This window comes from Ewingella americana, from assembly GCF_006438725.1.
Classification (GTDB): domain Bacteria; phylum Pseudomonadota; class Gammaproteobacteria; order Enterobacterales; family Enterobacteriaceae; genus Ewingella; species Ewingella americana_A.
Genome location: NZ_RCZD01000002.1, coordinates 326,289 through 350,233, shown reverse-complemented (window position 1 = coordinate 350,233; position 23,945 = coordinate 326,289). Strand labels below are relative to the sequence as shown.

Genomic DNA, 23,945 nt, shown 5'->3' with positions numbered 1-23,945 from the left:
CTGCCTAGCTTAACCTGTACACCACCAGAAACAAGGCATGCGGAATTTGGCAGCCGCCGCCCGGTTGTTTACACTGTTTTTCTTCACCAGGCATTAACGTCCGAAGGGTTTCGCAGGGAGTGAAATGAAACGTCTATTACTGATTATTATCGGCTGGCTGGCGGTAATTTTCGCCACGCTGGGCGTCGTTCTGCCGCTATTGCCGACTACGCCATTTCTGCTGCTTGCCGCTTGGTGTTTTGCTCGCTCCTCACCGCGTTTTCATGACTGGCTGCTGCATCGTTCATGGTTTGGCAGTTACCTGCGCCACTGGCAGGCGCACCGTGCTTTACCGCCGGGGGCGAAAAGCAAAGCCGTGGTGGTGATCCTTCTGACGTTCGCTGTTTCGCTCTATTTTGTCCCCTTAGGGTGGGCACGGATCCTATTACTCTGCATGATGATTACTTTACTGATTGTGATGTGGCGTCTACCGGTGGTTGACCTGAAGCAATAAAACAGGCGATCATGTCCGGCTGCGGGTTGCTTTTTAGCGCGGCTTTGCATAGATTTGGGCATCTCGCGTACTGCGTTACGCGCCCATTTTCCTTCCTTAAACAGCCGGTATCACGTGGCACGGCGGGGGACATTTGACCGCCCGCGTTTAAGTATGAACAGCAGCTTTATCAGGCAATTACTATGACAGCTACCGCACAGCAGCTAGAGTTTATCAAAAGCAGCATCAAAACCATTCCTGACTACCCGAAGCCGGGTATTCTGTTTCGTGACGTCACCAGCTTGCTGGAAAATCCAGAAGCTTACGCCGCCAGCATTAAATTACTGGCCGACCGCTACCGTGACGCCGGTGTGACCAAAGTCGTGGGTACCGAAGCCCGTGGTTTCCTGTTCGGCGCACCTGTCGCGCTGGTGCTGGGTGTGGGTTTTGTCCCTGTGCGTAAGCCGGGCAAACTGCCACGTGCTACGATCAGCGAAAGCTATGAACTGGAATACGGTACTGACAGTCTTGAAATTCACACCGACGCTATCAAACCTGGCGAGAAAATTCTGGTGATCGATGACCTGCTGGCGACCGGCGGCACCATCGAAGCGACGGCTAAACTGATCCGCCGTTTAGGGGGCGAAGTGACGGATGCGGCGTTCATTATTAACCTGCCAGAACTGGGTGGTGAGCAGCGTTTGAACAATCTGAATATCAACTGCTATAGCCTGGTTTCCTTCGCTGGGCATTGATTCAGACAAGCCTCGCCTGCTCAGGCGAGGCTGTGATAGCATGACCCTCCCGACCACTCAACTTCTCCGGTATTAATGAGCTATCAGGTCCTGGCCCGTAAGTGGCGCCCCCAAACTTTCGCCGACGTCGTCGGACAGGAACACGTGCTGACCGCGCTGGCTAATGGCCTTTCGCTCGGACGCATCCATCACGCCTATCTGTTTTCCGGCACGCGCGGTGTGGGTAAAACCTCTATTGCGCGCCTGCTGGCGAAAGGGCTGAACTGTGAAACCGGCATCACCTCTACGCCGTGCGGCGTGTGTGATAATTGCCGTGAAATCGAACAGGGCCGTTTTGTTGATCTGATTGAAATCGATGCGGCCTCCCGCACCAAAGTGGAAGATACCCGCGAACTGCTGGATAACGTCCAGTACGCGCCAGCCCGTGGCCGTTTCAAAGTTTACCTGATCGATGAAGTGCACATGCTCTCGCGTCACAGCTTCAATGCGCTGTTGAAAACGCTGGAAGAGCCGCCTTCGCACGTTAAATTCCTGCTGGCCACCACCGATCCGCAAAAGCTGCCGGTGACTATTTTATCCCGTTGCCTGCAATTTCATCTGAAAGCGCTGGATGTCGAACAGATCCGCCATCAGCTTGAGCGGGTATTGACTGCTGAGCAAATCAACAGCGAACCCCGCGCCCTGCAACTGCTGGCGCGCGCTGCTGACGGCAGCATGCGTGATGGCTTAAGCCTCACCGATCAGGCGATAGCCATGGGGCAGGGGGCCGTCACCACAGAAACCGTGGCACAGATGCTCGGTACGCTGGATGACGAACAACCGCTGGCGGTGCTTGAAGCGCTGGTCAGCGCCGATGGCGCACAGATGATGGCGCAGGTTGAGCAGGCCGCTTCGCGCGGCGTTGACTGGGAAAACCTGCTGGTAGAGACGCTGGCGTTACTGCACCGTATTGCAATGGTACAACTGCTGCCGACGGTGCTCGACAACCACTACGCTGCCATCGAGCAACGTTTGCGCGAGCTGGCCCGGGTGATCCCACCGGTTGACGTTCAACTCTATTACCAGACGCTGCTGATTGGCCGCAAAGAGCTGGCCTATGCGCCAGACAAGCGTATGGGCGTCGAAATGACGCTGTTGCGTGCGCTGGCCTTCCACCCAAAAGTATTTATTGCTGAACCGGTAGCCCCTGCTCAGGTATCTGCACCGCAGGCTTTCGCCGCCCCGGCAGCACCGCAGCCTGTGCGAGCGGCTCAGCAAGACACCCCACCGCCGCAGGGAGGGGGGCAATCGGGAATGCCTGATGCCACCGCTCAACTTTTGCAGGCGCGTACGCAATTACTCCGACAGCAGGGAAATACCACCCCAAAAAAAGCTGAGCCGGCGGCGCCAGGAAAAGCGCGGCCGGCAAACTCAGCGCTGGAGCGTCTCGCCTCGGTGACTGAGCGTGTGCAAACGCAGGCCAGCGCCAAAAAAGACAAGCAACCCGAACAGCCGGTAAAAGAAGAAGCTTACCGCTGGAAGGCGCTGAACGAACCGGACGAAGCACCGGAGCCGGTGACCACGCCCAAAGCATTACGTACCGCGCTGGAGCATGAAAAATCCCCGGAACTGGCGGCGCGCCTGGCGGTTGAAGCCACCGAGCGTGACGCGTGGGCAGCTGAAATCAACCAGATGACCATACCTAAACTGGTACAGCAACTGGCGCTAAACGCCTGGCGTGAACAGTCGGAACCCGGCAATATTTGTCTTCATTTACGCGCTTCGCAGCGCCATCTGAATTCACCGTCTGCGCAGAAGGTGCTGGCGGAGGCTTTGTCAGCCCTGCATCAGTTGCCGGTTGAACTGACCGTGCTGGAAGATGATAATCTGGAGGTCAAAACGCCGCTAGAGTGGCGACAGGCCATTTATGAAGAAAAACTGGCGCAGGCGCGTCAGTCGATTGTTGCGGATAACAACATTCAAACCCTGCGCCGTTTCTTCGACGCAGAACTGGATGAAGAGAGTATTCGCCCCGTTTAAACGCCGCAATTACCCTGCGGCCCGACGCAAAGAGAGATGATTATGTTTGGAAAAGGCGGCATTGGTAACCTGATGAAACAGGCCCAGCAAATGCAGGAAAAAATGCAGCAGGTACAGGCAGAAATCGCCCAGTTGGAAGTGACCGGCGAATCTGGTGCAGGTATGGTTAAAGTCACCATCAACGGCGCGCACAACTGCCGTCGTGTTGAAATTGACCCAAGCCTGCTGGAAGACGATAAAGACATGCTGGAAGACTTGGTCGCTGCGGCATTCAATGATGCGGCGCGTCGTATCGACGAAACCCAGAAAGAAAAAATGGCTACCGTTTCGGGCGGCATGCAATTGCCACCGGGCTTTAAGATGCCGTTCTGATGCAAACCAGCCCTCTCCTTGAATCACTAATGGAGGCGTTGCGTTGCCTGCCGGGCGTAGGCCCAAAATCAGCGCAACGTATGGCGTTCCAACTGCTGCAGCGCGATCGCAGTGGCGGAATGCGGCTGGCGCAGTCGTTGACGCGTGCCATGTCTGAAATCGGCCACTGCGCCGATTGCCGTACTTTCACCGAACAGGAAATTTGCACCATCTGCGCCAACCCACGGCGTAAAGAAAACGGTCAGATTTGCGTGGTGGAAAGCCCGGCTGATATTCACGCGGTAGAACAAACCGGTCAGTTCTCCGGCCGTTACTTTGTGCTTATGGGCCACTTGTCTCCGATGGACGGCATTGGCCCTGATGACATCGGTCTGGATCGTCTTGAGCACCGTCTTGCAAGCGAAAGCATGAAAGAGGTGATTCTGGCGACCAACCCGACGGTGGAAGGGGACGCGACGGCGAACTACATCGCTGAAATGTGCGGCCAGTATGGTGTCATGGCCAGCCGGATCGCCCATGGCGTGCCGGTGGGCGGTGAACTGGAGATGGTTGATGGCACTACGCTGTCGCACTCTCTGGCGGGGCGCCATCCTTTCAAGTTTTGATTTGTTTTGCCCCGACGCGTTTTTTTCGCGCGTCGGTTCAGTTTTCCATCGAACCGACACTTTCCTCTTGAATTCCCCATATTAAAACCCCATCTACTCCTCAGCGTTTTACTTTTTTGGCAAGCGTGCCGCCGTAAGGCCGGGCTTTCCAGCGTAATGACAAATCAAACAGTGTGATTGAGGTAATTTGATGAGTATGAAAGGACAAGAAACCCGCGGATTCCAGTCTGAAGTTAAACAGCTGCTGCATCTGATGATCCACTCGTTGTATTCCAACAAAGAAATTTTTCTGCGCGAGCTGATTTCCAATGCCTCGGATGCTGCCGACAAGCTGCGCTTTCGCGCGCTGTCCAAGCCGGAACTGTATGAAGGTGACGGCGAACTGCACGTGCGTCTGGCGTTTGATAAAGAAAAACGCACCCTGACCTTAAGCGATAACGGCATCGGCATGAGCCGTGACGAAGTGATCGACAACCTTGGCACTATCGCGAAATCCGGCACCAAAGCTTTCCTGCAGTCTGTCGGTTCTGAGCAGGCGAAAGACAGCCAGCTGATCGGCCAGTTTGGTGTGGGTTTCTATTCTGCGTTCATCGTGGCGGATAAAGTCACCGTGCGCACCCGTGCTGCAGGCGCAGCGCCGGAAGAGGGCGTATTCTGGGAATCTGCCGGTGAAGGTGAATACACCCTGGCTGATATCGAGAAAGCTGAACGCGGCACTGAAATTACCCTTCACCTGCGTGAAGATCAGGACGAGTTCCTCGACGACTGGCGCGTGCGTTCGATCATCAGCAAATACTCAGACCATATTGCGCTGCCGGTTGAAGTAGAAACCCGCAACGAAGAAGACGGTACCGTGACCTGGGAACAAATCAACAAGGCACAAGCCCTGTGGACCCGTGGTAAAGCGGAAGTGACCGACGAAGAGTACGTCGAATTCTACAAACACATCTCCCATGATTTCAGTGATCCGCTGAGCTGGAGCCACAACCGCGTTGAAGGGAAGCAGGAGTACACCAGCCTGTTGTACATTCCGTCCCAGGCACCGTGGGATATGTGGAACCGCGACCACAAGCACGGCCTGAAACTGTACGTGCAGCGCGTCTTTATCATGGATGAAGCCGAGCAGTTTATGCCGAACTACCTGCGTTTCGTGCGTGGCCTGATCGACTCCAACGATCTGCCGCTGAACGTCTCGCGTGAAATTCTGCAAGACAGCCGTATTACCCAGAACCTGCGCAGTGCGCTGACCAAACGTGTCCTGCAAATGCTGGAAAAACTGGCGAAAGATGACAACGAGAAATACCTGCAATTCTGGAAACAGTTTGGTCTGGTATTGAAAGAAGGCCCGGCAGAAGATGGCGCGAACAAAGAAGCGATCGCCAAACTGCTGCGTTTTGCCAGCACCCGCAACGACAGCAGCGAACAGACTCTGTCGCTGGAAGAGTACGTTGCCAAGATGGTGGAAGGTCAGGACAAAATTTACTACATCACCGCTGATAGCTACGCCGCCGCGAAGAGCAGCCCGCATCTGGAACTGTTCCGCAAAAAAGGCATTGAAGTCCTGCTGTTATCCGATCGCATCGACGAATGGATGATGAGCTACCTGACCGAATTCGACGGCAAAGTCTTCCAGTCCGTCAGCAAAGCTGACGACACACTGGACAAACTGGCAGACGAAGAGAGCGAAGAGCAGAAAGAAGCGGAGAAGGCGCTGGAGCCGTTCGTCGAGCGTGTCAAAACGCTGCTGGCCGATCGCGTGAAAGATGTGCGTCTGACGCACCGTCTGACCGATACTCCGGCGATTGTCACCACCGGCGCTGACGAAATGACCACCCAGATGGCGAAACTGTTTGCTGCTGCCGGTCAGGACGCGCCTGAAGTGAAATACATCTTCGAACTGAACCCGGATCACGCACTGGTAAAACGCGCTTCGGACGTTACTGACGACGCACAATTTAGCGAGTGGGTTGAACTGTTGCTCGATCAGGCGCTGTTTGCTGAACGCGGTACGCTGGAAGATCCAAACCTGTTCATCCGTCGTATGAACCAACTTTTACAAGCTTAATCGTTCGCGAAATAACGTTTGAACCCCAGCCCTGTCTCCCGACGGGGCTTTTTTTTGCCGGCTATCCGCTGCTGGCTTCTTCCAGCAACCAACTGCGAAACGCGGTGATCTCCGGTTCCTGGCTGCGGCTGCTTTTCACCAACATATAGGTGGCGCGATCCACTTCAGCAAACCCCAGAGGGGCGATCACCGAACCTTCCTGTAACTCTTTCTTCACCAGGATCTGCGGTGTCATGATGATCCCCAGTCCGTTTTTTGCTGCCTGAATCGCCAGCGTCAAATTGTCGAAATGTTTACCCGCCACAAAGTTCCCTTTGGCATTGGTTTTTCTGGCCCACTCCTGCCAGGCGTTGATCTTGGTGTCAGCGTGCAGCAACGGCAGGGTGGAAAAATCAGTCTGGTAAGTGAAACGGTGACGGAAACCCGGTGAGCATACCGGGCCGATATAATCGACGGTGATCAGCGTCGATTCAATCTCACTGGTCAGCTGGCTCTCATTACTTTTGATCAGAATATCGGTGCGCTGTTCGTGGATTTGCTGTACATCGGTGTGCGTCTGAAATGTCAAAACGATATTTTCATGCCGTTCTGAAAAGCGGCTAATACGCGGAATTAACCATTGCGCCAGAAAACTGGGCGCGCAGGAAATAATTAAGTTATTTTCCTGCCGGGCTTTTATTTCACGGCAGGTATTTTCTATTTCACTGAACGCCTGGTCGCAGCATTTTTTTAATTTCTCCCCATCGCGGGTTAAATATACCCGTCCTGCGGCGCGTTTAAATAACGCCGTCCCCAACCAGCCTTCCAGGTTTTTTATCTGATGACTCACCGCACTGTGCGTCACATTCAGTGATTCCGCCGCCAGACTAAAACTTTCAAACAGCGCGGCCTGCTTGAAATAGTGCAATGCGCGGAGCGCCGGTAAGTCAGCCATGTTTCAACCTTGTTAGATTAATTCAACTCTGATGTCTATTTATATCATTTTCTTGTGCCAAAAAAACCCATTAGTCTCGATCTTGTTCCGAAGCACATCTCCCCCAACAGGCGCTGTAATTTTATTGAATAAACATCAATAGATGCGCCAGTCTGCGCCCAGCGCGCTGGTTATGTCTGTAAAAAAATAAGGATGACTATGAACAACTCACTTTCTGATAAATCGACTTCTACAGCACATTCGGTTCCAAGAACGCAGCTCGTTATGTTTACCGGGGGGCGCGACAGCACCCTGGCAGCATGTTATCTGATGTTACAAGGTATCCCGGTTCATCTCTATTCGGCCAACAGCGGCTGCTCGCTACATCGCGGCATTCTGGCGCACCGCGTCGAAGAATTACGTAACCGCTTTGGCGAACTCGTGGTGGAACACACGGTGGAAGATATCAGCGGGACTTTCCGCTCCATCGCGATTGAAAATATTGAAAGCGATATTCTGCGCCACCGTAAGAACTTGGTTTTACTCGGTGAAAAACTGGCAATTCATGCCCATCTGGTGGACTTCTGCCGCCGCAACGATATCAGCATCATTAACGACGGCATTACCCATTATCAGCAGGAATTCCCTGAACAGCGTCAGGTGGCGAAAGATTTCCTGGTGAATCTGATGAATCAATTCGACATCCAATACCATTCGCCAATTTACGAATTTGCCCAATCAGCCGATGACGTGAAATACCGTCTGCTGCAACTGGGTATTTCTACCAAATCACTGGAAGGCGTCAGTATTTTCGGCGACAGCTTCTCCACGCCTAGCGACGAAACCATTCTGGCTTATCTGAATGAGAAAACTCCGCTGGCACTGAATATCGTTAAATTCCTTTCAGGTGAAACCCTGAATCTTGGGCCAAGAACTGCGGCGCATGCTGCGGCGTAATTAAAGGTATTGCGATGAAAACTATCGTCAAATGTTCGGCAGTGATCATCCGTGACCGCGCGTTATTACTCACGCGCAAACGCGGTACCGATATTTTTATCTCCCCCGGCGGCAAACCGCTGACGGGAGAGGATCACATCAGCTGTCTGAAACGTGAACTGAAAGAAGAGCTGAACGTGGATACTGCAAAAATAACCCCGCTGGGGTTATTTCACGGCGTGGCTGAATTCGAAAAAGTTGCGATTGAAAATCATGTGTATCAGGTGGAAGTGGTGGGGCAACCGGTCGCCAGCGCGGAGATCGCTGAAATAGCCTGGGTGAATTACCGCAAGCCGCCTTGCGAAGTGGGAGTGGGATCCGTGTTTCGCGACAACGTCCTGCCGTTACTGTACCAGCGTGAGTTGATTGACTGATGGATCCCTCATCACTTGCTCCCGCCTTGCAGCAACAGCACGGTGACCACTATTACAGGGAAGTTAACCGGCTGCGGGAAGTTCTGCGCGACAAGCTGACGACCGTCTATCGGCTTGAGAATTATGACATTTTTTTGGTGCAATCGGTGTGTGTCGGCTTAGCCATGTTATCTCACTTGTTGCATAAACATCAGCTGACGTTGCAACTGGGCCAGCACCGCCACTATCAGCCGATAGAACTGCTGTTTTCCAACCAGAGGCTCAGTGATGCCTCGGCGCAAAACAGCGGCATCAATATCGTTACGCACGTCAATCCTTACACCGGCGTGATAAGCGATCTTGGAAACACCGAAGGTAAAGCGGTGGTGGATGCATCACACAGTTTTGCTACCGGTCTGCATGACGAACTGATCGGCAACAGTTCGATTTTCCTCGCACCGTTGCATAAACATGCCTCGGTGGCGGTAGGGTTATCGATTATTGCTGTACGACCCGAACATTACAGCTGTCTGTTTCGCAGTGAACTGCGCTTGTTCGAGGGTTCCACTGTGTCGCAACGGCCACTGCAGGAGGCAATTGACGTCATGGATGACCCGGCCTGGCAGCCGTATAACGTGGCCAGCATTGAAAAGATCGACTTGCCGCTGACCAACGGTCTGCGACTCACCTCGGTCAGTGCCTCCGGTTTGCCGTTTGCCTGTTTCCCTGTGGCAACGCTTTCGGAAGAACAGCTGCGCAAAATTAAGCAAATGGACGGCAGCTATTTTGAGCATTCCCAAACTCTGCGCATATCGCGCTGGACGCGGGGCAACCGCTCGCAACACACCGATCACACGGGAAGTGTGATTGACGACTTAGCCCGACTCTGGAGTCAAAAATGAGTAAATCTACCCCCGTTAACGGCAATCTTATCGGTATTCTGGGCGGAATAATTCTGAGTACGGATTCGGTATTTATCCGCCTGATGAGCATTGATAACTCGTGGATGATCGTGATGTTGCGCGGCCTCTTCATGTGGGGGCTGGTGGTGCTGGTCTATCTGCTATGGCCGAAAAGCCGGGCAATCTTGGGCGTGCCGTGGATCACACGGCAAAACGCGCTCTCGACGCTGTTTTTTTGCGTGGCGTCGGCTTGCTTCGTTAATGCGTTAAACCGGGGCAGCATCGCGACAGTGCTGGTGATTATCTCCTCGACGCCGTTTGTTTCGGCGATTATTTCACGGCTGTTCTTTGGCACTAAAATCGACAAGACCCTGATGATGGCGGCCATCGCGGGAATGCTGGGGGTGGCGATAGTCATGACCGGGCGCTCGGAAGGGCATGACCCGATGGCTAACTATTTTGCCCTGGCGACGGCCGTATCGATGGCGCTGGCGTTTATTTTTGCCTCGAAAGTCGAAAACGGCACCGTCGGCTTGCCTTCGATTGGCGGTGTTTTGGCATCAGCCTGCGTGGTGGCCTTCACGGGCGGCAGCGTGCTGCACGGCGTTCCATTGCTCTCGCATTATCAGTGGCTGTGGCTGGCTATCGAAGGTGCTGTCATTATGCCGCTGGCGATGGGGCTGATTTCTCTCTCCACGCGCTTTGTTTCACCGGTCAATGCCGGGCTGTTTTTACTGCTGGAAACCGCGCTGGCGCCGCTGTGGATCTACCTGTTTTTACACGAAGCACCGACCCCACAGGCCATCGTCGGCGGATGCATCATTGTGTTGGCTGTGGTATCGCAAACCTTGCGGGTAAAACGTCAGGAAGCACTGGCCTGAGCCGCTTCGCGCAATGTCCCTTCCTTGAGGAAGGGCGTGCAGAATGGTATGGTTGGTCGTTTTGTGCGTTTTAATAAAAATTACATGCAAGGGGATTTACGCAATGCGTATCATTCTGCTGGGCGCTCCGGGCGCTGGTAAAGGTACACAGGCTCAATTCATCATGGAGAAATATGGCATTCCGCAAATTTCTACCGGTGATATGTTGCGCGCAGCTGTGAAAGCCGGAAGTGAACTCGGCAAGAAAGCAAAAGAAATTATGGACGCCGGGAAACTGGTGACCGATGAGTTAGTGATTGCACTGGTAAAAGAGCGTATTCAACAGGAAGACTGCCGTAAAGGTTTCCTGCTGGACGGCTTCCCGCGCACTATTCCCCAGGCCGATGCAATGAAAGACGCTGGCATCAAAGTGGATTACGTTCTGGAATTTGACGTACCGGACGAACTGATCGTTGATCGTATCGTTGGCCGTCGCGTACACCCTGGCTCTGGCCGCGTGTACCACATCAAATTCAACCCTTCGAAAGTGGAAGGTAAAGATGATGTGACCGGCGAAGACTTGATCGCCCGTAAAGACGATCAGGAAGAAACCGTGCGTAAGCGTCTGGTGGAATACCATGAGCTGACCGAGCCTTTGATCTCCTACTACAGCAAAGAAGCTGAAGCGGGTAACACGAAATATGTGCGCATCGACGGCACACAGAAAGTTGACGAAGTGCGTCAGGAATTGGCTCAGATTCTGGGCTGATTATTTTCAGCATGAAAACCGCATGACACAAAGGCGACTCCGGTCGCCTTTGTTATTTTAATTCCCCGTATTTTCCCTGCACGTTACCCTGATTGATTACTCCTGCCATTGGCTGTTATCGGTTCCGATTCGGGACAATTTAGTTACAATATAGGTCGTTACGTTGAAGCACTTTCGGGCTGCTTCGTATTGTTCTGGCTCATTGGCCTCATTAATTTAGGAAATTCAGTATGATGCAGACGAAATTCGGTGTGTTACTGGTCAATCTCGGTACCCCCGAAGCACCTACGCCGCAGGCCGTAAGAAAGTATCTGGCTGAATTTTTAAGTGATATCCGCGTTGTCGACACCAGCCGGCTGATCTGGTTACCTATCCTTTATGGCGTAGTTTTGCCGCTGCGCTCAACGCGCGTCTCCAAACTGTACAAAGCTGTGTGGATGGAAGAGGGCTCACCGCTGATGGTCTTCAGCCGTCGTCAGCAAAAAGCGCTGGCCGAACGCCTGCCGGGCACGCCAGTCGAACTGGCGATGAGCTACGGTAACCCGAGCATGCAGGACGCCATTGGAAAATTACTGGCGCAGGGTGTCACCAAAATGGTGGTGTTGCCGCTTTACCCGCAATACTCCTGCTCAACCAGCGCCGCCGTATTCGACGGCGTGGCGCGGGTGCTTAAAGAGCAGCGCCGTTTACCGTCGGTCAGTTTTATTCGTGATTACGCCGAGCATCCAGCCTATATCTCTGCATTGAAAGCCACCGTGCTGCGCTCTTTTGCCGAGCGCGGCGAGCCAGACCGCCTGATCCTCTCTTTCCACGGCATTCCAAAACGCTTTGTGGCACTGGGCGATGACTACGAACAGCGCTGTCATGACACCGCTCAGGCGCTGACCGAAGCCCTTGGCCTGCCAACCGGTAAAATCATGCTGACCTTCCAGTCGCGCTTTGGCCGCGAGCCGTGGCTGACGCCGTACACCGACGAAACGCTGAAAGGCCTGCCTGCGCAGGGCATCAAGAATATTCAGATTATGTGTCCGGGCTTTGCGTCTGACTGCCTGGAGACGCTGGAAGAGATTAAAGAAGAGAACCGCGAGATCTTTATGCACGCCGGTGGCGAACGCTTCGACTACATCGACGCGCTCAACGATCAGCCAGAGCATATTGACCTGTTGCAACAGCTGGTCACCCAGCACTTCTGACCGGCCGGTCTGAAAAATAGCTGACACATTTCGCGCTTTTGAACCACAGAGAACATCAATGAAATTTCCTGGTAAACGTAAGTCAAAACACTATTTCCCGGTCAGCGCACGTGACCCGTTATTGCGTGATTCGATGCTGCAACAGATGCAGCCGGAAAGCGAAGCGGGGGCGTCCTATATTGTCGGTATCGACCAGACGATGGTGGATATTGAAGCCCGGGTGGATGAAGACTTCGTTGCGCGTTATGGCCTGAAAGCCGGTGAATCGAGCGTCATTGACGACGATACCGCCGAAGCGCTGTATCAGGAACTGATGCGCGAAGCATTGATCACTCATCAGTTTGCCGGTGGCACCATCGGCAACACATTGCACAACTATTCGGTGCTGGCGGATGACCGCTCGGTACTGCTGGGCGTGATGTGCAGCCATGTGCAGATCGGCAGTTACGCCTACCGCTATCTGTGCAACACCTCGAGCCGTGTGGATCTCAACTATTTACAGGGTGTTGACGGCGCGATTGGCCGCTGCTTTACGCTGATCAGTGACAGCGGGGAGCGTACTTTCGCCATCAGCCCTGGGCACATGAACAATCTGCGCCAGGAGAGCGTACCGGAAGAGGTGATCGCCGGTGCATCGGCGCTGGTACTCACTTCGTATCTGCTGCGCAGCGGCGAAGGCGAACCCATGCCGGACGCCACCTTGCAGGCTATCGCCTACGCCAAGAAGTATCAGGTGCCGGTGGTGTTGACGCTGGGCACCCAGTTTGTCATCGCCGAAAACCCGCAGGCATGGCGCGATTTCATCCGTGATAACGTCTCAATTCTGGCAATGAATGAAGATGAAGGCTTCGCGCTGACCGGCCTGAAAGACCCGCTGATGGCGGCGGATAAAGCGCTGGACTGGGTGGATTTAGTCTTATGCACCGCCGGGCCGAACGGTCTGTTTATGGCCAGTTATACCGAAGAAGCGTTCAAGCGCATCACCAATCATCCACTGTTGCCGGGCGCGATTGCCGAGTTCAACCAGTATGAATTCAGCCGCGCCATGCGCCGCGACTGCTGCCAGACGCCGCTGAAGATCTATTCGCACATCGCGCCTTACATGGGCGGGCCGGAGAAGATCATGAACACCAACGGCGCGGGCGACGGCGCACTCTCTGCGCTGTTGCACGACATTGCTGCCAACGGTTTCCACCGCAGCAGCGTGCCGAACTCCAGCAAACATTCCCGCGACTACCTGACCTATTCGTCACTGGCGCAGGTGTGTAAATACGCTAACCGCGTGAGTTATCAGGTGCTGAATCAGCATTCGCCAAGGCTGACGCGGGGGTTGCCGGAGCGGGAAGACAGTTTGGAAGAGTCGTATTGGGAACGGTGAGTTTGTTGGGGCGGCGGCTCCAAATGCGCTTTTAGTTCACATTCCAATTCAAGGTCAAAACCGTGGGCGTCGGCCCACACCGACCAGAGACCCGCAGTCGCGCGGGTCTCTGGTCTCTACGCTCTTTTCACTCCGCGCTATCGCTGAATCGGGATGGCCATGTTTCAGCTATTTCCGTTACAGCCGCAAAATATCGCCGCGTTGCGGTGCCCTCACGGCGGGTTTCAACCCGCGCAAAAAAAACGCGCGTTTTTGCACCTCTTGTTCGGCGCCATTTTTGAATGCGGCCTGGACTTTTAAATCGAAAGTTTTCTCCTTCGCTGCAACGTCATGTAATGCCTGATATTTACTGGAATTTTACTCGCAAGTTACTGATTCGGCTATTGTCAGCCTGTGATTCGTTTAATTATGATCATCGTGCTGTGGCAAGTTCGCAGCCGGGAATTGCGCCCTGTGAAAACTGGAAAACAGATGCGCCTTTATGGCGTTTGATTAGCTGGAATCACTGAGGTGAACTATGAGTAAAAACCAACGCGCCGACTGGCATCAGGCCGATATTATTGCGGCATTGCGTAAGAAGGGCACCACGCTGGCGGCGGCGTCGAGGGCGGCGGGTTTGTCTTCTTCGACATTGGCGAATGCGTTAAGCCGGCCGTGGCCGAAAGGGGAATTGCTGATTGCCAGAGCGATTGGTGTTCCTGCGGCGCAGATCTGGCCAAGCCGTTATTACGATGGGGCAGGGAAAGTGATTATCAAAACGTTGAGAAAGGCATAAAACAAAAGGGCGCAGCATCATGCCGCGCCCGGGTTATTTATTCCTGCATCAAGTCGGGCAAAATGGTCGCTTCTCTTCGTCGCTGAGCAGATCGACGTGCAACATGTTCAGCATGCTATTGGCGATTTCCCGTTCACCCATCACCACTTCATTGGCTCCACGCTCCATGATGTATTGCACCTCGTCGTCGTAGTGGGCGCGGGCGATGATCTCGATGTTAGGGCGCTTGACGCGGGCAGACGCGACAATCTCACCGGCTTCGTAGCCGTTAGGAATGGTCACCAGTAGCCAGCGGGCACAGTCGAGACGGGCCAGATCCATCACTTCCTGATTGGCCGCATTACCGAGCACCGTGCTGATGCCCTGTGCACGCAGCGCTTCGACCCGTGGCCGGGAGTTTTCAATTACTACCAGCGGGATCCCGGCAGCTTGTAGCTTTTCACCCAACAGGCTGCCGACGCGCCCATAACCGACCAGCAGGGCGTGGTTACATAAATCGAAGGGGATCTGCTTCTCGTCCTCGACCGCCTCCTCGACGCTCTGATCCTCGATAGTTTCCGTTTTGACCAGATAACTTTCCAGCAGACTGAACAGCAGCGGATTGAGCATAATTGACAGAATCGCTCCGGCCAGCACCAGATTGCGCCCATGTTCTGACAGTAAACCGAGCGTGATGCCAAGCCCGGCCAGAATAAAAGCGAATTCGCCGATCTGCGCCAGACTGACGGAAATCGTCAGGGCGGTGCGCCGCGAGTGGCCGAAGGTTTTTACCAGCAGGAAGGCGGCGATGGACTTACCGAACACGATGATGCCGAGCGTTGCCAGCACGGCCAGCGGCTCATGCAGAATAATCAGCGGGTCAAACAGCATGCCGACCGACACAAAGAACAGCACTGCAAAGGCATCGCGCAGCGGCAGGGTGTCATGCGCCGCACGATGGCTGAGTTCGGATTCATTCAATACCATCCCGGCAAAGAACGCACCCAATGCGAAGGAGACGTCGAACAGTTTGACGGCGCCATACGCGATACCCAGCGCCAGCGCCAACACGGCCAGCGTAAACAGCTCACGCGAGCCGGTACTGGCGGTTTTGGCCAGAATCCATGGCACCAGACGGCGGCCAACCACTAACATCAGCGTAACGAAAGCCACGACTTTACCGAGGGTTATCACCAACTCCAGAGCGAGACCGGTGAAACTGGAGTGATTATTGTCAATCATATTGCTGAAGGCCGGCAGCAGAACCAGCGCCAGCACCATCACCAGATCTTCAACAATCAGCCAGCCGATGGCAATCTGCCCACGCTGGCTGTCAATCAGTTGCCGTTCCTCCAGCGCGCGCAGCAACACCACGGTACTGGCGGTGGAAAGGCACAATCCGAAGACCACTCCCGCACCCAGATCCCAGCCGAGTAGCCGCGACAGGCCGATACCGAGCAGCGTTGCGACGGCGATTTGGATCACTGCGCCGGGAATGGCGATGGATTTAACCGCCAGAAGATCTTTGAGGGAGAAATGCAAACCTACGCCAAACATCAGCAGGATGACGCCAATTTCCGCCAGCTCTGGAGCAAGAGAAGTATCCGCGACAAAACCCGGCGTGAACGGCCCGGCCAGAACGCCTGCGGCCAGATAGCCAACCAGAGGGGAGATTTTAAGACGATTGGCGAGCATCCCGAACAGGAACGCCAGCACCAGGCCGCCGACGATAGTAGTGATCAAGGGCGTAGAATTGTGCATCCAGACTCCTTCTTGCGATACATCAGGCCAATATACACGTCATGCTTCGCGTTGCGGCTTTGTTGGCTGCCTTCATTCACCCAGGTCACATGGGCGGCCATGCTCCCCGGGACTCATTCAGTTGCCGTCGTGCTGCAACTCGAATCATTTTGTGTAAATGTAAGAGATTGTTAACCAGTTTATGGTAAATCGGGTTTTGATGTGCAGGAAAAAGTGCCCTGAATATCAAAAATAACGCGCCTGAAGAAAATCAGGCTGAGAGTGACATTTAACTGAGTTTTGCACAGCAAGGTTTGATCGGACAAGGCAAAGGTGCTGCCGATACTTCAGTACCGGCAGCACAAGGCAGGAGGTTTAAGACTGTTTTCGTTCAAGATTCGGCAGGAATGCCGTCAGAATCCCGAGGAGGGGTAGGAAGGCACAGATCTGATAGACCAGCTCAATGCTGGTGCGGTCTGCCACATAGCCCAACACTGCTGCGCCAAGGCCACCCATACCAAACGCCAGACCGAAGAATAACCCGGACACCATTCCTACTTTGCCGGGGATCAGTTCCTGTGCGAAGACTAAAATCGCTGAGAACGCGGATGCAAGAATCACCCCGATAATCACGCTCAATATGCTGGTCCACATCAGGTTGGCGTGAGGCAGCATCAGCGTGAAGGGCGCTACGCCAAGAATTGAGGCCCAAATGACGTATTTGCGGCCGATCTTATCGCCAACCGGTCCGCCAATAATAGTGCCTGCCGCCACGGCGAACAGAAACACAAACAGGTGGATCTGCGCGTTCTGAATTGACACGCCGAATTTGTGAATCAGATAGAAGGTGTAATAACTGCTCAGGCTGGTCAGGTAGAAGTATTTCGAGAACACCAGGACCAGCAGAATACCCATCGATAACGCCACGGTTTTGCGTGGAAGCACCGTCACATTGCCGGCCACCGGGCTGCGTTTCTTGATGATCTGCTGCTGTTGGCGATACCACTTACTGACTTGCAGCAACACCACGATGCCAAGCAGCGCCGCCAGTGAGAACCACGCCACATTGCCTTTACCGTATGGCGCAATGATAAGCGCTGCCAGCAAGGGTCCGAGTGAACTGCCGAAGTTGCCACCGACCTGGAATACCGACTGCGCCAGACCGTGACGCCCACCCGAGGCCATGCGTGCCACGCGTGAAGACTCCGGGTGGAACACCGATGAACCGGTACCGACCAGCGCCGCCGCCACCAGCACCAGCGGGAAGGTCTGCGCTACCGACAGCAACAGCAGACCGGACAGGGTAAAGCCCATGCCAATCGGCAACGAATAAGGTTGCGGATGTTTATCGGTGTAATAGCCAATCAGCGGCTGCAATAGCGAAGCGGTGATCTGGTAGGTCAGGGTGATCATGCCGATCTGCGTAAAGCTGAGGGAGAACTCATTTTGCAGCAGTGGGTAAATCGCCAGGATCAGCGACTGGATCATGTCATTGAGCAGATGCGAAACGCTGATGGCGGCGAGAATGGAAAAGGCGGTGCGCTTCACGGCGCTCACTGGCGGCGGAGCGGGGATGTCAGTACGGTCGGTCATTCAGTCGGGCCTTTCTTCTTGTTGTTGTCGTTGTTGACGGTAGCGGATTGAGTTAGTCGATTTTTGCGATGTCAGCAAACTTTCCGCGCAGCAGGCTACAAAGATCGCTGGCGGCCAGCTCAATATCAAGTCCGCGTTTACCCCCGGATACAAAAATGGTGGCAAAGTTCTGCGCAGGGCTATCAATCACCGTCGGCAGCAGTTTTTTCTGCCCCAGCGGACTTATTCCACCGACCAGATATCCGGTTACACGCTGCGCCAGCTGTGGATCCGCCATATCGACTTTCTTGGCTCCGAGCGCCCTGGCGACTTTTTTCAAATCCAACTGGGTGGCGACCGGCGTCACGGCCACAGCCAGATTTTTCGCGTCACCGTTGAGTGCCACCAGCAATGTTTTATAAACCTGACGTGCATCCAGCCCGAGTTTTTTCACCGCCTCATCGCCGAAGTTGGTTTCATCACTGCTGTGCTCGTAAGGGTGGAGCGTGAAGGCCACCTTGTTTTTTTCCAATAAGTTTACTGCTGGTGTCATGACCAATCCCCTGACAGAACATTCCAATAAAAAAGTCACCGTGTCAGTCACCACAAAAGGCTTCCGGCGACCACGATGACTTAATTAGCAAAAAAATAATAACCCTGCTCAATCTTTTGATACTAAACAACAAAGAGTAATTATTGAGCGAAGAGCAAATAGTAGTCCAGCGAATGGGTGTTGCCAAGACCCAATGCAGATTGCTAACCTACCGCCGCCGGTGCTGTGCCTTGTAAGGGGCCAGTGCTGAAGCTATAACTAATAAAAGAAGTTCCTCTTTGACTGGCCAATAGAGATATTGGCCATTTTTTTATCCTCTTTTCCTTCGAATTGTCAGTGCTTCAACGCTTTCCTTCCTGTAGCAGATCCGGCAGATTTCCTTCGCCATACAGATGCAGCGCGCCGACGGCAACCACATAGTTGCCCGCTGGCAGGGCGTTAAGTTGCTGTTTCCAGCGTTGATTGCGCTGATGCATCAGCACATCATAAAGTTCATTGCTGAACGTATTGGGCAACTGCTCAATCGGCTGGCTCGGTTGTGACTCCAGCCACCAACTGATCATGGTTTGTAGCAGGCGTGCGTTGGTATGCCAGTGGGTCAGGGTATCATCGAGCAGCGCCCGGCCGTCTTCAGGCAGCTGTTTTAACAGCGCCAACTGCTCCTGCGCACCTTCAAGTTCAATCACTTTTTTCTGCTGCTGACTGGCGGCCTGCAACAGTTGATAGTCGATGCCGTATTCGCCCCGTAACCCCAAACGCTGCGCTTGTCCGGCCTGCAACATCAGCGCGACATGCCAGCAGGGCATTGCGTCTATGCTGTAGACTGGGGTGCCCAGCTCATCACACAAACTCTCGACCTGCTGGTACTGTTGTGCGGTCAGCCGTTCTGCCAGCGGGGGCAGATCCTCGGCGTCGCCGAAAGGGGCTTCGGCGCCGCTGATGTCCGCTTCAACAATCAGCGCGTCGGCCTGCGTAAGGCGTTTAATCAGTAGTTCGGGCAGCGGTTGCATGTCAATCGTGCCCATGTGAATGCTGCCCACCAGATGCAAATGTCGATCGCCGGGAAGCTGCACATCGATGGCCGGATAGTGATATTCCGCGGGTGAAAGCAGACCCAGCCAGCGGGCAAGTTGGTAAAAAATATGGCCCATGCGGCGTTGTCTCCTTCAATGAACGAAGGGACATGCTATCGCGTCACCGGTTCAGCGAACAGGGGGAAAGTCTTGATTTTTCGGGGTGAAGCGCAACAAACGGTTCGCGTTGGCCACCACGGTGATTGATGACAGCGCCATCGCTGCACCGGCTACCACTGGGCTAAGCAACGTGCCGGTCAGCGGGTAGAGCACCCCGGCGGCAATTGGAATACCAATGACGTTATAGACAAAGGCACCCAGCAAGTTTTGCTTCATGTTGCGCAGCGTGGCTTTTGACATCGCCATGGCATCGGCGACACCGTGCAGGCTTGGGCGCATCAGGGTGATCGCCGCGGTTTCAATAGCAACATCGCTGCCGCCACCCATGGCGATACCCACATCCGCCTGCGCCTGCGCGGGGGCGTCGTTAATGCCATCACCAATCATTGCCACCTGCTGGCCCTGCGCCTGTAGCTGTTTTATTGCTTCAGCTTTGCCGTCAGGACGAACGCCCGCGATCACCGTATCAATCCCTGCCAGTGCCGCCACCGCCTGCGCCGTGCGCGAGTTATCGCCGGTCAGCATCACCAGATGGTAACCCAGCCCATGCAGGCGTTGTAATGCGCTGACACTGTCTTCCCGCAGCGGATCTTTCAGGGAAAACAGCGCGGCGAGTTTACCGTTAGCCGCCAGCAGTACCGGTGTCGCTCCCTGTTCCGCCTGTTCATTCAGCGTGGTTTCCGCTTCGCTGACGTCCACCTGATGTGCTTCCAGCAACGCCTTATTGCCCAGCAGCAGCGTGACGCCATTGGCATCACCGCTTAACCCCAGCCCCCCCAGCGTGCGGAAATTATGCACCTCAGCAAGCGGTATTCCGGCCGCGCGGTCAATGATGGCCTGCGCCAGGGGATGGCGTGATCCTTGTTCCAGACCCGCCGCCCAACTCAGCGCCAGAGACTCATCAACCCCTTCAAAGCAGAAAATATCAGTCAGTTTGGGCTGGCCCTCCGTCAGGGTACCGGTTTTGTCGAACACCAGGGTGGTGACTGAACTGGCTTTTTGCAGCGCATCAGCATCACGGACCAGTACACCAAATTCGGCGGCGCGGCCCACACCGGCAGTAATTGACATCGGTGTGGCCAGACCCAATGCGCAAGGGCAGGCAATAATCAACACGGTGGTGACGATCACCAGCGTGTACACCAACTGAGGCTGCGGGCCGAAGAAGTACCACATCGCGCCGCTGAACAGGGCAATCAGCACCACGGCAGGGACAAATACCGAGGAGATTTTATCCGCCAGCTTGCCGATTTCTGGCTTACTACTTTGCGCCTGTCGTACCAGGTTGATAATGCGCGACAGCGTCGTCTGGCTGCCGATGGCATCCGCCCGGAACAGCACGCTGCCGTCTTTCACCAGTGTTCCTGCATGCACGTTTTCGCCCGATGATTTCTGCTGTGCGACCGGTTCTCCGGTCAGCATGGCCTCATCCATCCAGGCTTCACCGCTCAGTATTTCGCCGTCAACCGGCACGCGGTCACCGGTCGTCAGGCGCAGCGTCATGCCCTGCTGAACCTCTGCCAGCGGCAGGGTGACTTCGCCCTGTTCGGTGACGACCCTCGCCGTTGGCGGGGTTAAGTCGAGCAGGCGTTCCAGCGCTTTGGACGAGCGCTGTCGCCCGCGTTGTTCCAGTGCGTGACCGAGGTTAATCAGGCCGATGATCATCACGCTGGCTTCGTAATAAAGGTGGCGTGCTTGCATCGGGAACACGTCCGGCCATAGCGAGACCGCGAAGGAGAACACCCAGGCGGCACCGGTCCCGAGCGATACCAGCGTGTCCATATTTGCGCTACCGTGCATCAGGCTTTTCCACGCGCTGCGGTAAAAATGGCCACCCGCAACCACCATGATTGTCAGCGTCAACAGCCCGACAATCAGCCAGCCGGTCTGATTTGCGGCAGTGACCATCATTTCACCGCCGAGCAGCCCCCACAGCATCATCGGAATACCGGCCGCCAGACCGAGTGCGGCCTGCCAGCTGAAGCGGATCATGCTGCGACGTGCGGTTTGCTGCTGCCGCTCACGGCGTTTGGTTTCATCAATAATAATTTCTGCGCCATAACCTGCGCGCTCAACGGCGTTAATCAGCGCCTGCTGGTCGGCCGAGCCGCTCACCAGTGCACTGCGTTCCGCCAGATTGACCCGCGCCTGCGCCACACCCTCCACGCTTTCGAGTGCTTTTTGCACTTTACTCACGCAACTGGCGCAGCTCATGCCGCTGAGTAACAGTTGAACATTGTCATCCTGGGGATTGACCGGAACAGGTTGGGCAGCCGCTGACAGGGGTTCCGGTAAAGTATTCGCCTTTTCGGTCAGCGGCTCAGATTTTGGGTGAACTTCACCCGCCAGTACTGCGTGATACCCGGCGTTTTCAACCGCGTCGATCAACTGCTGGCTGGTGGCTGAACTTTGTACAACGGCTTTGTTCAGTTCGACGTCAACCTGAGTGGTGCCGGGAACGGCTTCTAATGCTTTGCGCGTGGAGGCCACGCAATGCCCGCAGGATAAACCTTCAAGGTTCAAAACGGTGGTCGTCATGGTGAAATCCTCATTGATATCGGTATAGCCGGTTGGCCTTTTTGTATTCAGGCGGTAGGATAAACCTTCCAGCAAGGGGAAGGTCAAGGGGACAAAATGAATATCAGCGATGTGGCAAAAAAAACCGGGCTGACCAGCAAGGCGATCCGTTTTTATGAGGAGAAAGGGCTGGTGACCGCGCCGATGCGTGGCGATAACGGCTATCGTCGTTATGCGCCCAAGCATATTGAAGAACTGACATTGCTGCGCCAGGCACGGCAGGTGGGTTTTACGCTGGAAGAGTGTCAGGAACTGGTGGCGTTATTCCATAACCCCGAGCGTCACAGTGCGGACGTCAAAGCGCGAACGCTGGAAAAGGCCGCCGAGATTGCGCGGCACATCGAAGAGTTGAAGGGGATGCACCAGCGGCTGCTGGTGCTGGCAGAGTCTTGTCCGGGAGATGACGGCGCTGAGTGCCCAATCATCAACAACCTTAGCGGCTGCTGCCATTCCTCTTCGCCCTTGAAGCCGCAGCAGCGTTAGTTGATGGCTGCAACGCGTTTCAGCCGGTTTTTTTTCCCGGCTCAACCCACAAAGTGATCCCTTCCACGTGAGTGATGATCACGTCATCGCCCACGCTTAAAGGCGCGGTGCTGGTAATGCGCCAGGTGCTGTCGCCGATGCGCACACGGCTGTAGCCGTTGCTCATGGGTTCCAGCACGGTGGCGTGCATTCCGACCATCTGCTGCCCGCGCTGATTCAGCGAGCTGTTCTGCGGATCAGATTTTTGACGGCTGCTCAGCCAGCGCCACCACAGCCATGCGGCCACCATGGTCAGCACGGCAAAGCATACGCCTTGCCATTCCCACGACAGCGGCAGCACCCAGGTCAGCAAACCGACCAGCGCCGCCGCAATGCCACTCCACAGCAAATAACCGCTCGCACCGAGCAGTTCGGCTGCCAGCAGCAGGCCGCCGAGCGACAGCCAGAACAGATGCGGGCTTGCTATAAGCTGCTGCAGCATTATTTGCCGCCTTTGGTTTCTTTCAGTAATTCAGCAATACCGCCGATGGAACCCATCAGGCTGCTGGCATCCAGCGGCATCATGATCACTTTACTGTTGTTGGCCGAGCCGATTTTGGTCAGCGCATCAGTGTATTTCTGTGCCACGAAGTAGTTGATGGCGTGAACGCTACCGGCTTCAATCGCTTCGGACACCATTTTGGTGGCCTGCGCTTCGGCTTCCGCCGCACGTTCACGGGCTTCGGCTTGCAGAAATGCCGACTGACGTTCCCCTTCAGCTTTCAGAATCTGTGACTGTTTCTCACCTTCGGCACGCAAAATGGCAGACTGACGCACCCCTTCGGCTTCGAGAATGTCGGCACGTTTGGTTCGTTCGGCTTTCATCTGAGCGTTCATTGCAGAGATCAATTCAGCGGGTGGACGCACGTCGCGGATCTCAATACGGGTGATTTTTACGCCCCACGGATTGGTGGCTTCATCAACAATGTGCAGCAAACGGGCGTTAATGTTGTCGCGCTGCGAGAGCATTTCATCGAGTTCCATCGAACCCAATACGGTACGGAAGTTGGTCATGGTCAGGTTGACGATCGCCTGCTCCAGATTACTGACTTCATACGCAGCCCGCGCCGGGTCGATAACCTGAATAAAACACACGGCGTCGATGGCGACATTGGCGTTATCGCGGGAGATGATCTCCTGGGAAGGAATATCCAGCACCTGTTCCATCATGTTGATTTTGCGGCCAACGCGGTCGACAAAGGGCACCACCAGATTCAGACCTGGCATCAGCGTTTTGGTATAACGGCCAAAGCGTTCGACAGTCCACTGGAAACCCTGTGGCACGATTTTGACGCCGGCAAATACCACCAGCAGTGCAAGAACAATAATAATGGGGATGACGGTCAACATATTCGAACTCCTGTAATGCCCGGCATATTTCG

Annotated in this window: 23 protein-coding genes and 1 other annotated feature; of the genes, 15 read left to right on the top strand and 8 right to left on the bottom strand. The window is 54.8% G+C overall.

Annotated elements, in window-relative coordinates; genetic code table 11:
- The first annotated feature begins 124 nt into the window (after nt 1–124).
- The 6 genes from EAH77_RS04745 (at nt 125) to htpG (ending at nt 6,288) form a co-directional block, all read left to right on the top strand.
- Entirely contained in the window at nt 125–493 is a 369-nt protein-coding gene (locus EAH77_RS04745) for a DUF454 family protein (RefSeq protein WP_140470655.1), read from the top strand.
- Between the two features lie 182 nt (nt 494–675).
- Nucleotides 676–1,227, top strand: coding sequence for an adenine phosphoribosyltransferase (gene apt, locus EAH77_RS04740; RefSeq protein WP_140470654.1), 552 nt, complete (start codon nt 676–678; stop codon nt 1,225–1,227).
- 75 nt (nt 1,228–1,302) lie between these two features.
- Nucleotides 1,303–3,246: a DNA polymerase III subunit gamma/tau gene (gene dnaX, locus EAH77_RS04735; protein ID WP_140470653.1), complete on the top strand. Its 1,944-nt coding sequence runs from the start codon at nt 1,303–1,305 to the stop codon at nt 3,244–3,246.
- Nucleotides 2,573–2,637, top strand: a sequence feature (DnaX frameshifting element). (Overlaps the previous gene by 65 nt.)
- Before the next feature lie 42 nt (nt 3,247–3,288).
- A complete protein-coding gene (locus EAH77_RS04730; protein WP_140470652.1) occupies nt 3,289–3,618 on the top strand; it encodes a YbaB/EbfC family nucleoid-associated protein in 330 nt (109 codons plus the stop codon).
- The gene (recR, locus tag EAH77_RS04725; protein ID WP_140470651.1) at nt 3,618–4,223 is read left to right on the top strand and encodes a recombination mediator RecR; all 606 of its coding nucleotides are present in this window, start codon (nt 3,618–3,620) and stop codon (nt 4,221–4,223) included. Before EAH77_RS04730 ends, recR begins: the two co-directional genes overlap by 1 nt.
- Nucleotides 4,224–4,419: 196 nt before the next feature.
- On the top strand, nt 4,420–6,288 hold the full coding sequence (gene htpG / locus EAH77_RS04720; RefSeq protein WP_161985771.1) for a molecular chaperone HtpG: 1,869 nt from the start codon (nt 4,420–4,422) through the stop codon (nt 6,286–6,288).
- Nucleotides 6,289–6,349: 61 nt separating this feature from the next.
- Here the strand turns inward: htpG and EAH77_RS04715 are convergent, their stop codons facing one another.
- The gene (locus tag EAH77_RS04715; RefSeq protein WP_140470649.1) at nt 6,350–7,222 is read right to left on the bottom strand and encodes a LysR substrate-binding domain-containing protein; all 873 of its coding nucleotides are present in this window, start codon (nt 7,220–7,222) and stop codon (nt 6,350–6,352) included.
- Nucleotides 7,223–7,486: 264 nt separating this feature from the next.
- On the opposite strand from EAH77_RS04715, the gene EAH77_RS04710 reads away from it, so the two are divergent.
- The 8 genes from EAH77_RS04710 (at nt 7,487) to EAH77_RS04675 (ending at nt 14,427) form a co-directional block, all read left to right on the top strand.
- On the top strand, nt 7,487–8,158 hold the full coding sequence (locus EAH77_RS04710; RefSeq protein ID WP_140470869.1) for a hypothetical protein: 672 nt from the start codon (nt 7,487–7,489) through the stop codon (nt 8,156–8,158).
- A 14-nt stretch (nt 8,159–8,172) separates the two neighbouring features.
- On the top strand, nt 8,173–8,571 hold the full coding sequence (locus EAH77_RS04705; protein ID WP_140470648.1) for an NUDIX hydrolase: 399 nt from the start codon (nt 8,173–8,175) through the stop codon (nt 8,569–8,571).
- On the top strand, nt 8,571–9,452 hold the full coding sequence (locus EAH77_RS04700; protein ID WP_140470647.1) for a DUF6024 family protein: 882 nt from the start codon (nt 8,571–8,573) through the stop codon (nt 9,450–9,452). Before EAH77_RS04705 ends, EAH77_RS04700 begins: the two co-directional genes overlap by 1 nt.
- Complete coding sequence (locus EAH77_RS04695; RefSeq protein ID WP_140470646.1) at nt 9,449–10,333, top strand: DMT family transporter; 885 nt, start codon at nt 9,449–9,451, stop codon at nt 10,331–10,333. Before EAH77_RS04700 ends, EAH77_RS04695 begins: the two co-directional genes overlap by 4 nt.
- Nucleotides 10,334–10,436: 103 nt before the next feature.
- Complete coding sequence (gene adk, locus EAH77_RS04690) at nt 10,437–11,081, top strand: adenylate kinase (RefSeq protein WP_140470645.1); 645 nt, start codon at nt 10,437–10,439, stop codon at nt 11,079–11,081.
- Between the two features lie 230 nt (nt 11,082–11,311).
- Nucleotides 11,312–12,274 (top strand): ferrochelatase, encoded by a 963-nt coding sequence (gene hemH, locus EAH77_RS04685; RefSeq protein WP_140470644.1) that lies wholly within the window; start codon nt 11,312–11,314, stop codon nt 12,272–12,274.
- A 58-nt stretch (nt 12,275–12,332) separates the two neighbouring features.
- Nucleotides 12,333–13,652: an inosine/guanosine kinase gene (locus EAH77_RS04680; RefSeq protein ID WP_140470643.1), complete on the top strand. Its 1,320-nt coding sequence runs from the start codon at nt 12,333–12,335 to the stop codon at nt 13,650–13,652.
- 517 nt (nt 13,653–14,169) lie between these two features.
- Nucleotides 14,170–14,427 carry a helix-turn-helix domain-containing protein gene (locus EAH77_RS04675; RefSeq protein ID WP_140470642.1) on the top strand — a complete coding sequence of 86 codons (258 nt, stop codon included), beginning with the start codon at nt 14,170–14,172 and terminating at the stop codon, nt 14,425–14,427.
- Between the two features lie 48 nt (nt 14,428–14,475).
- Here the strand turns inward: EAH77_RS04675 and ybaL are convergent, their stop codons facing one another.
- From ybaL to copA, 5 genes are all read right to left on the bottom strand, one after another.
- Nucleotides 14,476–16,167 carry a YbaL family putative K(+) efflux transporter gene (ybaL, locus tag EAH77_RS04670; protein WP_140470641.1) on the bottom strand — a complete coding sequence of 564 codons (1,692 nt, stop codon included), beginning with the start codon at nt 16,165–16,167 and terminating at the stop codon, nt 14,476–14,478.
- A 354-nt stretch (nt 16,168–16,521) separates the two neighbouring features.
- Nucleotides 16,522–17,739 (bottom strand): MFS transporter, encoded by a 1,218-nt coding sequence (locus EAH77_RS04665; protein ID WP_140470640.1) that lies wholly within the window; start codon nt 17,737–17,739, stop codon nt 16,522–16,524.
- A gap of 52 nt (nt 17,740–17,791) precedes the next feature.
- On the bottom strand, nt 17,792–18,271 hold the full coding sequence (ybaK, locus tag EAH77_RS04660) for a Cys-tRNA(Pro)/Cys-tRNA(Cys) deacylase YbaK (RefSeq protein WP_140470639.1): 480 nt from the start codon (nt 18,269–18,271) through the stop codon (nt 17,792–17,794).
- A gap of 341 nt (nt 18,272–18,612) precedes the next feature.
- The gene (locus EAH77_RS04655) at nt 18,613–19,422 is read right to left on the bottom strand and encodes a TraB/GumN family protein (RefSeq protein ID WP_140470638.1); all 810 of its coding nucleotides are present in this window, start codon (nt 19,420–19,422) and stop codon (nt 18,613–18,615) included.
- 51 nt (nt 19,423–19,473) lie between these two features.
- A complete protein-coding gene (gene copA, locus EAH77_RS04650) occupies nt 19,474–22,002 on the bottom strand; it encodes a copper-exporting P-type ATPase CopA (protein ID WP_140470637.1) in 2,529 nt (842 codons plus the stop codon).
- 96 nt (nt 22,003–22,098) lie between these two features.
- On the opposite strand from copA, the gene cueR reads away from it, so the two are divergent.
- Nucleotides 22,099–22,524, top strand: a complete 426-nt coding sequence (cueR, locus tag EAH77_RS04645; protein WP_140470636.1) for a Cu(I)-responsive transcriptional regulator — start codon at nt 22,099–22,101, stop codon at nt 22,522–22,524.
- Nucleotides 22,525–22,543: 19 nt separating this feature from the next.
- Here cueR and EAH77_RS04640 read toward each other — a convergent pair whose 3' ends face one another.
- A complete protein-coding gene (locus tag EAH77_RS04640) occupies nt 22,544–23,005 on the bottom strand; it encodes an NfeD family protein (RefSeq protein WP_140470635.1) in 462 nt (153 codons plus the stop codon).
- A complete protein-coding gene (locus EAH77_RS04635) occupies nt 23,005–23,913 on the bottom strand; it encodes an SPFH domain-containing protein (protein ID WP_140470634.1) in 909 nt (302 codons plus the stop codon). Before EAH77_RS04635 ends, EAH77_RS04640 begins: the two co-directional genes overlap by 1 nt.
- Nucleotides 23,914–23,945 lie beyond the last annotated feature (32 nt).

Excerpts from the sequence above, each read along its gene's own strand:
- EAH77_RS04695 (WP_140470646.1), top strand. The coding sequence starts at position 9,449 with ATGAGTAAATCTACCCCCGTTAACGGCAATCTTATCGGTATTCTGGGC.
- EAH77_RS04635 (WP_140470634.1), bottom strand. The coding sequence starts at position 23,913 with ATGTTGACCGTCATCCCCATTATTATTGTTCTTGCACTGCTGGTGGTA.
- htpG (WP_161985771.1), top strand. The coding sequence starts at position 4,420 with ATGAAAGGACAAGAAACCCGCGGATTCCAGTCTGAAGTTAAACAGCTG.
- EAH77_RS04715 (WP_140470649.1), bottom strand. The coding sequence starts at position 7,222 with ATGGCTGACTTACCGGCGCTCCGCGCATTGCACTATTTCAAGCAGGCC.
- EAH77_RS04640 (WP_140470635.1), bottom strand. The coding sequence starts at position 23,005 with ATGCTGCAGCAGCTTATAGCAAGCCCGCATCTGTTCTGGCTGTCGCTC.
- EAH77_RS04680 (WP_140470643.1), top strand. The coding sequence starts at position 12,333 with ATGAAATTTCCTGGTAAACGTAAGTCAAAACACTATTTCCCGGTCAGC.
- hemH (WP_140470644.1), top strand. The coding sequence starts at position 11,312 with ATGATGCAGACGAAATTCGGTGTGTTACTGGTCAATCTCGGTACCCCC.
- EAH77_RS04710 (WP_140470869.1), top strand. The coding sequence starts at position 7,487 with ATGTTTACCGGGGGGCGCGACAGCACCCTGGCAGCATGTTATCTGATG.
- EAH77_RS04730 (WP_140470652.1), top strand. The coding sequence starts at position 3,289 with ATGTTTGGAAAAGGCGGCATTGGTAACCTGATGAAACAGGCCCAGCAA.
- EAH77_RS04675 (WP_140470642.1), top strand. The coding sequence starts at position 14,170 with ATGAGTAAAAACCAACGCGCCGACTGGCATCAGGCCGATATTATTGCG.
- EAH77_RS04745 (WP_140470655.1), top strand. The coding sequence starts at position 125 with ATGAAACGTCTATTACTGATTATTATCGGCTGGCTGGCGGTAATTTTC.
- dnaX (WP_140470653.1), top strand. The coding sequence starts at position 1,303 with ATGAGCTATCAGGTCCTGGCCCGTAAGTGGCGCCCCCAAACTTTCGCC.
- adk (WP_140470645.1), top strand. The coding sequence starts at position 10,437 with ATGCGTATCATTCTGCTGGGCGCTCCGGGCGCTGGTAAAGGTACACAG.
- ybaK (WP_140470639.1), bottom strand. The coding sequence starts at position 18,271 with ATGACACCAGCAGTAAACTTATTGGAAAAAAACAAGGTGGCCTTCACG.
- EAH77_RS04700 (WP_140470647.1), top strand. The coding sequence starts at position 8,571 with ATGGATCCCTCATCACTTGCTCCCGCCTTGCAGCAACAGCACGGTGAC.
- EAH77_RS04705 (WP_140470648.1), top strand. The coding sequence starts at position 8,173 with ATGAAAACTATCGTCAAATGTTCGGCAGTGATCATCCGTGACCGCGCG.
- ybaL (WP_140470641.1), bottom strand. The coding sequence starts at position 16,167 with ATGCACAATTCTACGCCCTTGATCACTACTATCGTCGGCGGCCTGGTG.
- copA (WP_140470637.1), bottom strand. The coding sequence starts at position 22,002 with ATGACGACCACCGTTTTGAACCTTGAAGGTTTATCCTGCGGGCATTGC.
- recR (WP_140470651.1), top strand. The coding sequence starts at position 3,618 with ATGCAAACCAGCCCTCTCCTTGAATCACTAATGGAGGCGTTGCGTTGC.
- apt (WP_140470654.1), top strand. The coding sequence starts at position 676 with ATGACAGCTACCGCACAGCAGCTAGAGTTTATCAAAAGCAGCATCAAA.
- cueR (WP_140470636.1), top strand. The coding sequence starts at position 22,099 with ATGAATATCAGCGATGTGGCAAAAAAAACCGGGCTGACCAGCAAGGCG.
- EAH77_RS04655 (WP_140470638.1), bottom strand. The coding sequence starts at position 19,422 with ATGGGCCATATTTTTTACCAACTTGCCCGCTGGCTGGGTCTGCTTTCA.
- EAH77_RS04665 (WP_140470640.1), bottom strand. The coding sequence starts at position 17,739 with ATGACCGACCGTACTGACATCCCCGCTCCGCCGCCAGTGAGCGCCGTG.